The following is an 11,704-nucleotide window of genomic DNA, read 5'->3' as shown; positions in this document are numbered from 1 at the left end:
GGGGCCGCTGACCAGCCGGTCATGCCCGGCGGCGCAGTGCCGGTGGCCTATGCTGGTGCGATGCCAGAGACCGTCGATTCCACTGCCGCCTGTCACCGCCCGCCGCGCACCGCACTGCTGCTGGGCGGCACCGGTCAGATCGGCCAGGCGCTGCTGACGCGCCTGCGCGCGCAGGGCTGGCAGGTGTTGGCGATTTCGCGGCGGGCGCAGCCGGCGCGCGACGGGGTGGCGTGGCTGCACGGCGACCTGCAGCACATGCCGGTGCTGCCGGGCAGCGCCGATGCGATCTTCAGCGCCGGGCCGCTGGATGCGTTCGCGCACTGGTATGCGCGCGGCGCGGTGCACAGCCGGCGCGTGGTCGCCTTCGGCTCGACCAGCCTGGGCACCAAGCAGGCATCGGCCGATGCCCATGAGCGCGACCTGGCCGCGCGCCTGGCCGCGGCCGAGCAAGCGGTGTTCGCGCATGCAGCGGCGCACGGGGCGCAGGCCACCTTGTTGCGGCCGACGCTGGTCTACGGTGCCGGCCGCGATGCTTCGCTGACCCGGATCGCGGCGCTGGCTCGCCGCTTCGGCCTATTCCCGCTGCCACGCGGGGCCGACGGGCTGCGGCAGCCGGTGCACGTGGAGGATCTGGCCGATGCGGCCATCGCGGTGCTCGAGGTTGAAGCCACCTTCGGCCAGGCCTACGCGCTGCCCGGCGGCGAGACGCTGGCCTATCGCGAGATGGTCGCGCGCACGCTGGCGGCAATGTCCCCGCCGGCGCGCCTGCTGGAACTGCCGGCACCGCTGTTCAAGCTCGCCGTGGGCGTGGCCCAGCGGCTGGGGATCGCTCGCGCACTCAATGCCGCGGCCGTGGCGCGGATGGGCCAGGATCTGGTGTTCGATGCGTCGCCTGCTCACCGCCACTTCGGCTACGCCCCGCGCGGCTTTGCGCCGACCGCGGCGATGCTGGGGCAGGCGCCGGCCATGCCCGCGATGGGGCGTTCCCGGTAAAGCCTCTCGCGCCCATGCGGCCCCCCCCGACAAAGGGTCCGGCATCACCCAAGGACGCAGGAGGTGGCTAATACCGCCAACCCATGCTGCGATAGAACTTGGCCAGCACCCAGAGCGGGCCGATCAGCAGGTAGACGGTGTCGGTGAAGAAGCTCGGCTTGCGGCCTTCGATCCGATGGCCGATCAACTGCGCGATCCACGCCGGCACCAAGACGCCCACCGCGCTCCACAGCAACGCCTCGAGCCCCGCGCGCTGGACCACCAGCCGGCACAGGCAGCCCATGAAAAAGAACACCACGAACATGCCGTAGCCGAGCCGGCGCGAGAGACGGTTGTAGAAGCTCCACGCGGCAAACATCGCCAGCCCCGCCCACACCCCGTTGCGCAACCAGCTGGCCTGGGTGGGGATGCACCACAGCAAGGCCACCACCGACCACAGGATCGCCGGCACCGCCACCGCATGGATGGCCTGGTTGACCGGGTCGCGATGGTCACGCGAATAGCTGGCAAACCAGTCCTCGATCGTGCGGGCGGCAGGTGCGTTCATCGATCCCTCCCGAGGATGCGTTCGCATTCAAGCAGGTCGTTGGCGGGTGCCGGCATGGCGGTGCCTGCCCGATGCATCAGTCGATCGTGATGCCGGCCAGCTTGTGCAGGACTTCGGCGTAGCGGGCGCGGGTGCGCTCGATCACTTCGGCCGGCAGCACCGGGCCGGGCGCGGTCTTGTCCCAGTCCAGCGTCTCCAGGTAGTCGCGCACGATCTGCTTGTCGTAGCTGGGCGGGCTGCTGCCGACCCGGTATTGGTCGGCTGGCCAGTAGCGCGAGGAATCGGGTGTGAGCATCTCGTCCATGATGTACAGGCGGCCATCGGCATCGGTGCCGAACTCGAACTTGGTATCGGCCAGCAGGATCCCGCGCGCGGCCGCGTATTCGGCGGCGAAGGCATACAGGCGCAGGGTCGCATCGCGGACCCGCTCGGCCAGCTCGCCGCCGACGCTGCGGACCATCGCATCGAAGTCGATGTTCTGGTCGTGCTCGCCTACCGCGGCCTTGGTCGAGGGGGTGAAGATCGGTTCGGGCAGCTGCTGGGCCTGCTGCAGGCCATCGGGCAAGACGATCCCGCTGACCTTGCCGGTGCGCTGGTAATCCTTCCAGCCGCTGCCGATCAGGTAGCCGCGGGCGATGGCCTCCACCGGCACCGGCTTGAGCCGCTTGGCCACCACCGCGCGCCTGGCATACAGGGCCGGGTCCACGCCTTCGGGCAGGACGCTGGCCACCTCGATGCCGGTCAGGTGGTTGGGCATCAGGTGGGCGGTCCTGTCGAACCAGAAGTTGGAGATCTGGCACAGCATCTCGCCCTTGCCCGGGATCGGATCGGGCAGGACCACATCGAATGCGCTCAGGCGGTCGGTGGCCACGATCAGCAGGTAGTCCCCATTGGAGGCCGCGCCGGGCTGTGCGTCGGCGGGCAGGCGCCCGCGTGGGATCTCGAAGACGTCGCGGACCTTGCCGCGGTGGCGCAGGTTCAGACCGGGAAGATCGGCTTGCAACAGCGTGGTGGGCACTTGGCACTCCTGAGGTGACGCGCTGGCTCGCGATGGACCCGCGCGCGTGGCACGCCGGCACGCCGGCTGGCGGCGGCGGGCCGCGTAGTGTACGCGCCCGCGCGGGTTTGGGAGCGTGCCCGGGGCGGCCTGCGAAGGTGCCGTAAAATGCGCACACATCCCCCACCGCAGGCAGGCCGAATCCGATGAACCGCTGGTATGGAAAGCTGTTGGGCGGCATCGCCGGGGCGCTGCTGTTCCGGCCCAATCCGGTGTTCGGCGCCCTGGCCGGCCTGCTGCTGGGCCACGCCTTGGACCGCGACTGGTTCCGGCTGGCCAGGGACAACCCGTACCGGGCCTTCGACCTGACCCGCGACGCGTCCGATGCCGAAGTCGACCAGGCCTACCGCCGGCTCATTTCCCAGTACCACCCGGACCGCATGGACGGCGCTGCGCCCGAGTTGCGCGCCCGCGCCGAAACCCGCGCCCGCGAGCTCAATGCCGCCTACGACCGGATCAAGGCCCTGCGCCGCAAGCGCGCGGCCTGACCGTCCTTTCCCCTGACCCTCGAGCCCGCCCATGCCGAACTGCATCATTTCCCCGTCCATCCTGTCGGCCGACTTCGCCCGCCTGGGTGCCGAAGTGGACGCCGTGCTGGCCGCCGGCGCCGACTGGATCCACTTCGACGTGATGGACAACCACTACGTGCCCAACCTGACCATCGGCCCGATGGTCTGCCAGGCGCTGCGCAAGCACGGGGTGAGCGCGCCGATCGACGTGCACCTGATGGTCGAGCCGGTGGACCGGATCATTCCGGACTTCGCCCAGGCCGGCGCCAGCGTGATCAGCTTCCATCCCGAGGCCAGCCGCCACGTGCACCGCACCGTGCAGCTGATCAAGTCGCATGGCTGCAAGGCCGGGGTGGTGCTCAACCCGGCCACGCCGGTGGACATTTTGGATTGGGTCCTGGACCAGGTCGACCTGGTGCTGCTGATGTCGGTCAACCCGGGCTTCGGCGGCCAGGAGTTCATCTCCTCGGCGCTGGACAAGCTGCGCGTGGTGCGGCGCAAGATCGATGCGTCCGGGCGCCAGATCCACCTGGAAATCGACGGCGGGGTGAAGGTCGACAACATCGGCCAGATCGCCGCGGCCGGGGCCGACGCCTTCGTCGCAGGATCAGCGATCTTCAACGCGCCCGACTATGGCCGGGTGATTGCGGACATGCGCGCAGCCGTGGCCGGCGCCCGATGAGCCTGCAGATCCGCCCGGCCACCCGCGCCGATGTGCCGCTGCTGCGCGAGCTGATCCAGGCGCTGGCCGAGTACGAACGCGAGCCCGACGCGGTCAAGGCCAGCGAAGCCGACCTGGCCCGCAGCCTGTTTGACGAAGGTGCCACCGCGCACGCCGTGATCTGCGAGCAGGACGGGGTGGCGGTGGGCTTTGCGGTGTATTTCTTCAACTACTCGACCTGGCTGGGCCGCAACGGCCTCTATCTGGAAGATCTGTTCGTGCGCCCGCACGCGCGCGGCCAGGGCGCGGGCCTGGCGCTGCTGCGCTACCTGGCCCGGCTGGCGGTGGAGCAGGGTTGCGGCCGTTTCGAGTGGTCGGTGCTGGACTGGAATCAGCCGGCGATCGACTTCTATCGCGCCGCCGGTGCCAGGCCGATGGACCAATGGACGGTCTACCGCATGGACGGCCAGGCGCTGGCCGATTTCGCGCGCGGCTAGCAGCGGCGCGTGTTTGCGATCCACGGAGCGTGTGCATGCTGGATTTGTTCAAGTTCACGGCGCTGGCGATGACCGCCTTGCCGCTGGCCGCAAGCGCCGGCTCGGTCGACCTGCTGGTGGGCTCCTACACGCAAGGCGAGCGCCCGGGCCTGTACGCCTACAGGTTCGACACGGCCAGCGGCAGGCTCGATGCCAGGCCCTGGCAGCAGCTGCGCCTGGACAATCCGTCCTGGCTGGTGGTCTGCCCCGAGCAGAGCCACGTCTATGCGGTCAACGAGAACGGGCCCGGTGCGCGCGATCCGGTCGGCCGCGCCAGCGCGCTCAGCCTGGATGGACAGCACCGGCTGACGCTGCGCAACCAGGTCTCCACCCTGGGCCAGCATCCCACCCATGCCAGCCTCAGCCCGGACGGGCGCTACCTGCTGGTGGCCAACTACTCGGTCGCCGCCGATCCCGGTGGCACCCTGGCGGTGCTGCCCATCGCCAGCGATGGCGCGCTGCAACCGGTGACCCAGCTGTCCAGCTACCAGGCCAGCCATGTGGACAGGGAACGGCAGCGTTCGGCGCACATCCATTCGGTCAATTTCGCGCCCGATGGCAAGACCGCCTACGTCGCCGACCTGGGCGGCGATCGCGTCTATGCCTATCGCTATGCGCCGCAGGCTAACGCCGAGCAGCCGTTGCAGCCGGCCAAGACGCCGTTCCTGGCCCTGCCGCCGGGCAGCGGGCCGCGGCATCTGGTGTTCGATGTGGAGGGAAGGCATGCCTATCTGACCCTGGAAATGGCCGGGCAGGTGGCCGTGCTCGATGTCGCCACCGACGGCACCCTGGCGCTGCGCACGCTGGTGAATCTGTTCGCGCCCGGCTTTGCCGGTGACAACGGCGGCGGCGCGCTGCATCTGTCGGCCGATGGCCGGTTTCTCTATGCGATCAACCGCGGCACCGACAACCATCTGGTCGCCTTCGCGGTCACCGCCGATGGCGGCTTGAAGCCGCTCCAGCGCCGCGCCACCGAGGGCCGCCTGCCACGCGAGTTTGCCATCGACCCGACCGGTCGCTTCGTGCTGGTGGCCGCGCAGGGCGACGACCGGATCGTGGTGATCGCGCGCGATCCGGCCACCGGCCGGCTCGGCAAGACCCTGCAGACCGTCGAGGTGGCCGCGCCGTCGGACCTGAAGTTCCTGCGGCCATGAAAAAGGCCGCAACGGTGTCGATACCGGTGCGGCCCTGGATGAATGCTGGAGGCTGATCCTGCCTCCCTCCGTCGTCCCTGCTATGGCCTTCCACGCTACCTGTCCAATCTGACCAAAACATGACAGCGGCCGTCATCGGCAGCTGCTAGCCTGCCGCGCCCGGTCCTGCGCGAAGTCCATGTCCCAGCCTCACTGGCGCCTGATCCTCAACGGCAAGTCCGCCGGCAACGAAGCGGTGCGCGAAGCGGTGGCCGCCATGCGCAGGCAAGGCGTGCAGCTGGACGTGCGGGTGACCTGGGAGGGCGGCGATGCCGGCCGCTATGTGGCCGAGGCGATCGCCGATGGCGTGGACACCGTGATCGCCGGCGGTGGCGATGGCACCCTGAGCGAGGTGGCCAGCGCGCTGGCCGGGCGCGAGGAGGACGCCGATGCGCTGCCGACGCTGGCACTGCTGCCGCTGGGCACGGCCAATGATTTCGCCACCGCCGCGGGCCTGCCGCTGGCGCCCGATGCCGCGTTGGCCGTGGCCCGCGACGGCCAGCCGCGCCGCATCGACCTGCTCAAGGTCACCGCCGCGCACGGCCGGCACTGGTGCGCCAACCTGACCACCGGCGGCTTCGGCACCCAGGTCACGGTGGAGACCGACGAAGCCATGAAGCGTGTGCTCGGCGGCCTGGCCTACCTGGTCACCGGCCTGGCCCGGCTGGGCCGGGTGGAGCCGCAGCACGCGCGCTTCAGCGGGCCTGACTTCGGCTGGGAAGGCGCCTTCATCGCCCTGGGCCTGGGCAATGGCCGCCAGGCCGGCGGCGGCCAGGCGCTGTGCCCGGACGCGCAGATCGATGATGGCCTGCTGGACCTGACCATCATCCCCGAACTCACCGGCACGGTCGCCGCCACCCTGGGCGCGCTGATCACCGGCGGCAAGCGCGCCGCGCTGGAGCAGGTGGCCGTGCGTCGCCGGCTGCCGTGGGTGGAGATCCAGGCCGATCTGCCGATCACCCTGAACCTGGACGGCGAACCGACCACGGCGCACCAGTTCCGCATCGACTGCGTGCCCGGCCGCCTGCGCATGCACCTGCCGCCCGGCTGCCCGCTGTTGGGTTGAATCGACTCGGCGGCCTGCCGCTGGCCGTGGCCCACGGCGGCCAGGGGCGCCGTGGGGCGGTGGCCCTGCAGTGCCCACCACGCTGCGCGCGCTCGTCGTCGGCCGTGTCCAGCCAGGTCATGGTCAATCGATCGAAACGTGCCGGTCGGGCATGGAGGCGGCCGCTCGCGCGCCACGCGCGGCCTGCTTGCTTCCGGCGCGCCCGCCCCAGGGGCCGTCGTTGCGCCCCTGTCGGGTTGCGGTAAAGTACCGGCCGTGCCCGTCCCGACGACCCCGCTTAGCTCCCTTTCCGCTCGCCGCGCGTGGCGATGGTGGCCTGCCGCCGTCGTCCAAACCGCCGCCACCGAGTTCCGCAAGGGAAGCCGTCTTGATCACCGCAGAGCAGTTCCAGCGCCACGCCGCTGAAGGCCACACCCGCATCCCCGTCGTCCGTGAAGTGCTGTCCGACCTGGACACGCCGCTGTCGGTCTACCTGAAGCTCGCCGACGGTCCCTACACCTACCTGTTCGAATCAGTCGAAGGCGGCGAACGCTTCGGCCGCTATTCCATCATCGGCCTGCCGGCGCGGCGCATCTACAGCGTGCGCGGCCATACCCTGGAGGTGTGCGAGTACGGTCAGGTGGTGCAAACGCGCCAGCTGGAGGACCCGCTGGCCGAGGTCGAACGCCTGCGTGCCAGCTATTCGGTGCCCCGCTTCGAGGGGCTGCCCGGGTTCACCGGCGGGCTGGTGGGCTGGTTCGGCTTCGAGTGCATCGGCTACATCGAGCCGCGCCTGGCCGCCGGCGACAAGCCCGACGAACTGGGCACGCCGGACATCCTGCTGATGCTGTCCGAAGAGCTGGCGGTGTTCGACAACCTCAAGGGCCGGCTGTACCTGATCGTGCATGCCGATCCCGCGCAGCCGCAGGCCTGGGCCCGTGCCAACCGGCGCCTGGACGAGCTGGCCCACCGCCTGCGCCAGGGCGGGGTGGGCTACCCGCAGGCGCAGGTGTCCGATGCCATCGACGAGGCCGATTTCCATTCGTCCTTCACCCGTGAGCAGTACCACGCGGTGGTGCGCAAGGCGCAGGAATACGTGCGCGCCGGCGACATCTTCCAGGTCGTGCCCAGCCAGCGCCTGCGGGTGCCGTTCCGGGCCCGACCGATCGATGTATACCGCGCGCTGCGGGCGCTCAATCCCTCGCCATACATGTACTTCGTCGATGTCGGCGGCACCCAGGTGGTGGGTTCCTCGCCGGAGATCCTGGCGCGCCTGCAGGGCGGGGTGGTCACCGTGCGCCCGATCGCCGGCACCCGCCGCCGCGGCGCCACCCCGGAGGAAGACCTGGCCCTGGAAGCCGAATTGCTGGCCGATCCCAAGGAACGGGCCGAGCACGTGATGCTGATCGACCTGGGCCGCAACGACGTGGGCCGGGTGGCCGAGCCGGGCACGGTCGAAGTGGGCGAGCAGTTCGTGATCGAGCGCTACAGCCACGTCATGCACATCGTCAGCGAGGTCACCGGCAGGCTCAAGGCCGGGCTGAGCTATGCCGACGTGCTGCGTGCCACCTTCCCGGCCGGCACGGTCAGCGGCGCGCCCAAGATCCGCGCGCTGGAGATCATCGGCGAGCTGGAGCCGGTGCGGCGCAACGTGTATTCCGGGGCGGTGGGCTACATCGGCTGGCATGGCGATGCCGATACCGCCATCGCCATCCGCACCGCGGTGATCCAGGGTGGCTACCTGTACGTGCAGGCCGGCGGCGGCGTGGTCTACGATTCGGATCCGGACGCGGAGTGGGAGGAAACCATGAACAAGGGCCGCGCCCTGTTCCGCGCCGTGGCCCAGGCGGCCAGGGGCCTGTGATGGGCGCCGCTCCGATGCAGGCCCTGGCCTCCTTCCGCAACGACTACAGCGAAGGCGCGCATCCGCGCCTGCTGCAGGCGCTGGTGCGGGCCAGTGCCGCGCAGCACACCGGCTACGGCCTGGACGCGCACAGCGTGCGCGCGGCCGAATTGATCCTGGCGCGCTGCGGCCAGCCGCAGGCGCAGGTGCATCTGCTGGCCGGCGGAACCCAGACCAACCTGCTGGCGATCAGCGCCTTCCTGCGTCCCCACGAGGCGGTGATCGCGGCCAACAGCGGCCATATCGCCACCCACGAGACCGGCGCCATCGAGGCCACCGGGCACAAGGTGCTGGTCACCCCGCACGTGGATGGCAAGCTCACCCCCGATGGCGTGCGTGCGCTGCTGGCCGAAAACACCAGCGAACACATGGTCAAGCCGCGCCTGGTGTACGTGTCCAACACCACCGAGCTGGGCACCATCTACCGCAAGGCCGAACTGCAGGCCCTGCGCGCGCTGTGCGACCAGGCCGGCCTGCTGCTGTACCTGGACGGGGCGCGCATCGGCTGCGCGCTGACCGCCGCCGGCAACGACCTGAGCCTGGCCGATATCGCCGCGCTGACCCATGCCTTCTACATCGGCGGGACCAAGAACGGCGCGCTGCTGGGCGAGGCGCTGGTGGTCGTGGAACGATCGCTGCAGCCGGACCTGCGTTACCTGATCAAGCAGCGCGGGGCGATGCTGGCCAAGGGCATGGTGGTCGGTGCACAGTTCGAGGCGTTGTTCGAGGATGAGCTTTTCTTCGAACTGGCCGCCCATGCCAATGCCATGGCCCAGCGCCTGCAGGACGGGCTCAAGGCGGCCGGGGTGCCGCTGCTGATCGACTCGCCGAGCAACCAGGTGTTCCCGATCCTGACCCACGCCCAGATCCAGGCCTTGGCCGGTTTCACCAGCTTCGAGCGCTGGTCGCCTTACGACGACAGCGCTGCGGTGATCCGCCTGGTGTGCTCGTGGGCCACCGGCCAGGAGGCGGTGGACGGGTTGCTGTCCTGCATCACCGGGCTTTTCCGCCACGACCCGCCGCGATCGGCAACAGGATCCTGACCATGCTGCTGATGATCGATAACTACGACAGCTTCACCTACAACCTCGTGCAGTACCTGCAGGCGCTGGGGGCCGAGGTCGAGGTGGTGCGCAACGATGCGCTGAGCGTGGATGAGATCGCGCAGAAGGCGCCGCAGCGCATCGTGATCTCGCCCGGTCCGTGCACGCCCAACGAGGCCGGCGTGTCGCTGGAACTGATCCAGCGCCTGGGCGCGACCACGCCGATCCTGGGCGTGTGCCTGGGCCACCAGAGCATCGGCCAGGTCTATGGCGGCCAGGTGATCCGCGCCGGCCGCATCATGCACGGCAAGGTCTCGCCGATCCGGCATCAAGGCCGCGGTGTGTTCGCCGGCCTGCCGGACCGCTACGAAGCCACGCGCTACCACTCGCTGGTGGTGGACAAGGCCAGCCTGCCCGATGCATTGGAAGTCACCGCCTGGACCGAGCACGAGGACGGCTCGATGGAAGCGATCATGGGCCTGCGCCACCGCGAATTTCCGGTGGAAGGCGTGCAGTTCCATCCCGAATCCATCCTCACCCAGCACGGCCATGCGTTGCTGAAGAACTTCCTGGAAAAATAATTCCGCAGCAGCGCCCGACGGGCGCGAACTTTCACCCGAAGCATCAAAGGCGCGCGCCCCCGGGACGCTCCTACGAGAAGGCCCAGAACGTGTCCATCACCCCACAACAAGCCCTGCAGCGCACCATCGAACACCGCGAGATCTTCCACGACGAGATGGTCGAGCTGATGCGCCAGATCATGCGCGGCGAGATTTCTCCGGTCATGACCGCGGCCATCCTCACCGGGCTGCGGGTCAAGAAGGAAACCGTCGGCGAGATCGCCGGCGCGGCCAAGGTGATGCGCGAGTTCTCGCGCCCGGTGGAGGTGGCCGATCGCACCCACATGGTCGACATCGTCGGCACCGGTGGCGATGGGTCGCAGACCTTCAACATCTCCACCTGCGCGATGTTCGTGGCCGCCGCGGCCGGGGCGAAGGTGGCCAAGCACGGCAACCGCAGCGTCTCGTCCAGATCCGGCAGCGCCGATGCCTTGGAAGCCCTGGGCGCGAAGATCGAGCTGCAGCCCGAACAGGTGGCCGCGGCCCTGGCCAGCACCGGCATCGGCTTCATGTTCGCCCCGCTCCACCACCCGGCGATGAAGGTGGTCGCGCCGGTGCGGCGCGAGATGGGCGTGCGCACCCTCTTCAACATCCTCGGGCCGCTGACCAATCCGGCCGGTTCGCCGAACATCCTGATGGGCGTGTTCCATCCGGACCTGGTCGGCATCCAGGCGCGGGTGCTGCACGAACTCGGCGCGCAGCGGGCGCTGGTGGTCTGGGGCCGCGATGGCATGGACGAGCTGTCACTGGGCGCCGGCACCCTGGTCGGCGAACTGCGCGACGGCCAGGTCCGCGAATACGAACTGCATCCGGAGGATTTCGGCATCGCCATGTCGGCCAGCCGCAACCTCAAGGTCGAAAGCCCCGCGCAATCCATCGCGATCCTGCACGCGGTGCTGGCCGGCCAGCCAGGCCCTGCGCTGGATATCGTCGTCTTCAATGCCGGCGCCGCGCTGTACGTGGCCGGCATCAGCGACTCGATCGCCGCCGGCATCGCACGCGCGCGGGCGGTGATCGCCGACGGCAGCGCCGCGGCCAGGCTGCGCCAGTACGTGGATTTCACCCGCGCGCTGGCATGAGCGTGGGCCCCCGCTGCTGTTCCTGCCGGAAACACGCGGCGTTGAGCTCACCTGAGGACTGTCATGCCCATCATCCAGGTCACACTCGTCGAAGGGCGGGCCGAAGAAAAGATTCAGCAGTTCATCCGCCAAGTGGCGCGGGTCGCTTCGGAAACCCTCGACGCGCCAATACACACCGTACGGGTGATGGTGACTGAGGTCCCGCCAACCCGATTTGCTGTCGGAGAACGGCTCAAGAGCGATCCGCCAGGAGACTGACGAGCCAGGCTCGATTGAGGAGCACCAAAAAAAAGCCCGACCTGGGGAGAGGCCGGGCTTCACGCGCGGCGATGCGGGAGAGAGGCGCTTCGTCGGCTGTATTCGCGGAAGATCTCCAGCGAGTACGGGTTGAGTGTCCGCCCGCCCGTCGTAATCACGCGTGAATATTGTACTTAACGGTTTATTAATTCAGGTGGCAGTCCGGGAGCTCAAGAGCGCGTGTCCGCCATGGGTCAATCCCTGTCGGCACGGCGCCGTGC

At 69.3% G+C, this 11,704-nt stretch carries 13 protein-coding genes; 11 read left to right on the top strand and 2 right to left on the bottom strand.

Annotated features, from left to right (window positions below):
* The first annotated feature begins 60 nt into the window (after positions 1-60).
* Positions 61-993, top strand: a complete 933-nt coding sequence (locus tag DSC_RS14385) for an SDR family oxidoreductase (RefSeq protein ID WP_043291455.1) — start codon at positions 61-63, stop codon at positions 991-993.
* A gap of 67 nt (positions 994-1,060) precedes the next feature.
* On the opposite strand, the gene DSC_RS14380 is transcribed toward DSC_RS14385, so the two are convergent.
* Both DSC_RS14380 and DSC_RS14375 read right to left on the bottom strand, forming a co-directional pair.
* Entirely contained in the window at positions 1,061-1,540 is a 480-nt protein-coding gene (locus tag DSC_RS14380) for an Mpo1 family 2-hydroxy fatty acid dioxygenase (protein WP_014161929.1), read from the bottom strand.
* Between the two features lie 76 nt (positions 1,541-1,616).
* Positions 1,617-2,558 (bottom strand): phosphoribosylaminoimidazolesuccinocarboxamide synthase, encoded by a 942-nt coding sequence (locus tag DSC_RS14375; RefSeq protein ID WP_014161928.1) that lies wholly within the window; start codon positions 2,556-2,558, stop codon positions 1,617-1,619.
* A 185-nt stretch (positions 2,559-2,743) separates the two neighbouring features.
* Between DSC_RS14375 and DSC_RS14370 the strand changes: the two genes are divergently transcribed.
* The 10 genes from DSC_RS14370 to DSC_RS16335 all read left to right on the top strand — a co-directional run bounded on the left by DSC_RS14370 (position 2,744) and on the right by DSC_RS16335 (position 11,444).
* Positions 2,744-3,085 carry a J domain-containing protein gene (locus DSC_RS14370; RefSeq protein ID WP_014161927.1) on the top strand — a complete coding sequence of 114 codons (342 nt, stop codon included), beginning with the start codon at positions 2,744-2,746 and terminating at the stop codon, positions 3,083-3,085.
* 31 nt (positions 3,086-3,116) lie between these two features.
* Positions 3,117-3,788: a ribulose-phosphate 3-epimerase gene (rpe, locus tag DSC_RS14365; RefSeq protein ID WP_014161926.1), complete on the top strand. Its 672-nt coding sequence runs from the start codon at positions 3,117-3,119 to the stop codon at positions 3,786-3,788.
* A complete protein-coding gene (locus DSC_RS14360) occupies positions 3,785-4,264 on the top strand; it encodes a GNAT family N-acetyltransferase (RefSeq protein ID WP_014161925.1) in 480 nt (159 codons plus the stop codon). The genes rpe and DSC_RS14360 overlap by 4 nt, the downstream gene beginning before the upstream one ends.
* Before the next feature lie 35 nt (positions 4,265-4,299).
* Entirely contained in the window at positions 4,300-5,457 is a 1,158-nt protein-coding gene (locus DSC_RS14355) for a lactonase family protein (RefSeq protein WP_014161924.1), read from the top strand.
* A gap of 178 nt (positions 5,458-5,635) precedes the next feature.
* A complete protein-coding gene (gene yegS, locus DSC_RS14350; protein WP_014161923.1) occupies positions 5,636-6,562 on the top strand; it encodes a lipid kinase YegS in 927 nt (308 codons plus the stop codon).
* Between the two features lie 367 nt (positions 6,563-6,929).
* On the top strand, positions 6,930-8,405 hold the full coding sequence (trpE, locus tag DSC_RS14345) for an anthranilate synthase component I (RefSeq protein ID WP_014161922.1): 1,476 nt from the start codon (positions 6,930-6,932) through the stop codon (positions 8,403-8,405).
* Positions 8,405-9,487: a threonine aldolase family protein gene (locus DSC_RS14340; protein WP_014161921.1), complete on the top strand. Its 1,083-nt coding sequence runs from the start codon at positions 8,405-8,407 to the stop codon at positions 9,485-9,487. The genes trpE and DSC_RS14340 overlap by 1 nt, the downstream gene beginning before the upstream one ends.
* Before the next feature lie 2 nt (positions 9,488-9,489).
* Complete coding sequence (locus DSC_RS14335) at positions 9,490-10,068, top strand: anthranilate synthase component II (RefSeq protein WP_014161920.1); 579 nt, start codon at positions 9,490-9,492, stop codon at positions 10,066-10,068.
* 89 nt (positions 10,069-10,157) lie between these two features.
* A complete protein-coding gene (trpD, locus tag DSC_RS14330) occupies positions 10,158-11,186 on the top strand; it encodes an anthranilate phosphoribosyltransferase (RefSeq protein WP_014161919.1) in 1,029 nt (342 codons plus the stop codon).
* A gap of 63 nt (positions 11,187-11,249) precedes the next feature.
* Positions 11,250-11,444 (top strand): tautomerase family protein, encoded by a 195-nt coding sequence (locus DSC_RS16335; protein WP_014161918.1) that lies wholly within the window; start codon positions 11,250-11,252, stop codon positions 11,442-11,444.
* Positions 11,445-11,704: the final 260 nt, after the last annotated feature.

It is taken from the genome of Pseudoxanthomonas spadix BD-a59 (genome assembly GCF_000233915.3).
Classification (GTDB): domain Bacteria; phylum Pseudomonadota; class Gammaproteobacteria; order Xanthomonadales; family Xanthomonadaceae; genus Pseudoxanthomonas_A; species Pseudoxanthomonas_A spadix.
The sequence above is the reverse complement of the archived record's forward strand: the minus strand, read 5'-3'. Positions and strand labels throughout refer to the sequence as shown.

Excerpts from the sequence above, each read along its gene's own strand:
- DSC_RS14385 (WP_043291455.1), top strand. The coding sequence starts at position 61 with ATGCCAGAGACCGTCGATTCCACTGCCGCCTGTCACCGCCCGCCGCGC.
- DSC_RS14380 (WP_014161929.1), bottom strand. The coding sequence starts at position 1,540 with ATGAACGCACCTGCCGCCCGCACGATCGAGGACTGGTTTGCCAGCTAT.
- DSC_RS14370 (WP_014161927.1), top strand. The coding sequence starts at position 2,744 with ATGAACCGCTGGTATGGAAAGCTGTTGGGCGGCATCGCCGGGGCGCTG.
- rpe (WP_014161926.1), top strand. The coding sequence starts at position 3,117 with ATGCCGAACTGCATCATTTCCCCGTCCATCCTGTCGGCCGACTTCGCC.
- DSC_RS14360 (WP_014161925.1), top strand. The coding sequence starts at position 3,785 with ATGAGCCTGCAGATCCGCCCGGCCACCCGCGCCGATGTGCCGCTGCTG.
- DSC_RS14355 (WP_014161924.1), top strand. The coding sequence starts at position 4,300 with ATGCTGGATTTGTTCAAGTTCACGGCGCTGGCGATGACCGCCTTGCCG.
- yegS (WP_014161923.1), top strand. The coding sequence starts at position 5,636 with ATGTCCCAGCCTCACTGGCGCCTGATCCTCAACGGCAAGTCCGCCGGC.
- DSC_RS14340 (WP_014161921.1), top strand. The coding sequence starts at position 8,405 with ATGGGCGCCGCTCCGATGCAGGCCCTGGCCTCCTTCCGCAACGACTAC.
- DSC_RS14335 (WP_014161920.1), top strand. The coding sequence starts at position 9,490 with ATGCTGCTGATGATCGATAACTACGACAGCTTCACCTACAACCTCGTG.
- DSC_RS16335 (WP_014161918.1), top strand. The coding sequence starts at position 11,250 with ATGCCCATCATCCAGGTCACACTCGTCGAAGGGCGGGCCGAAGAAAAG.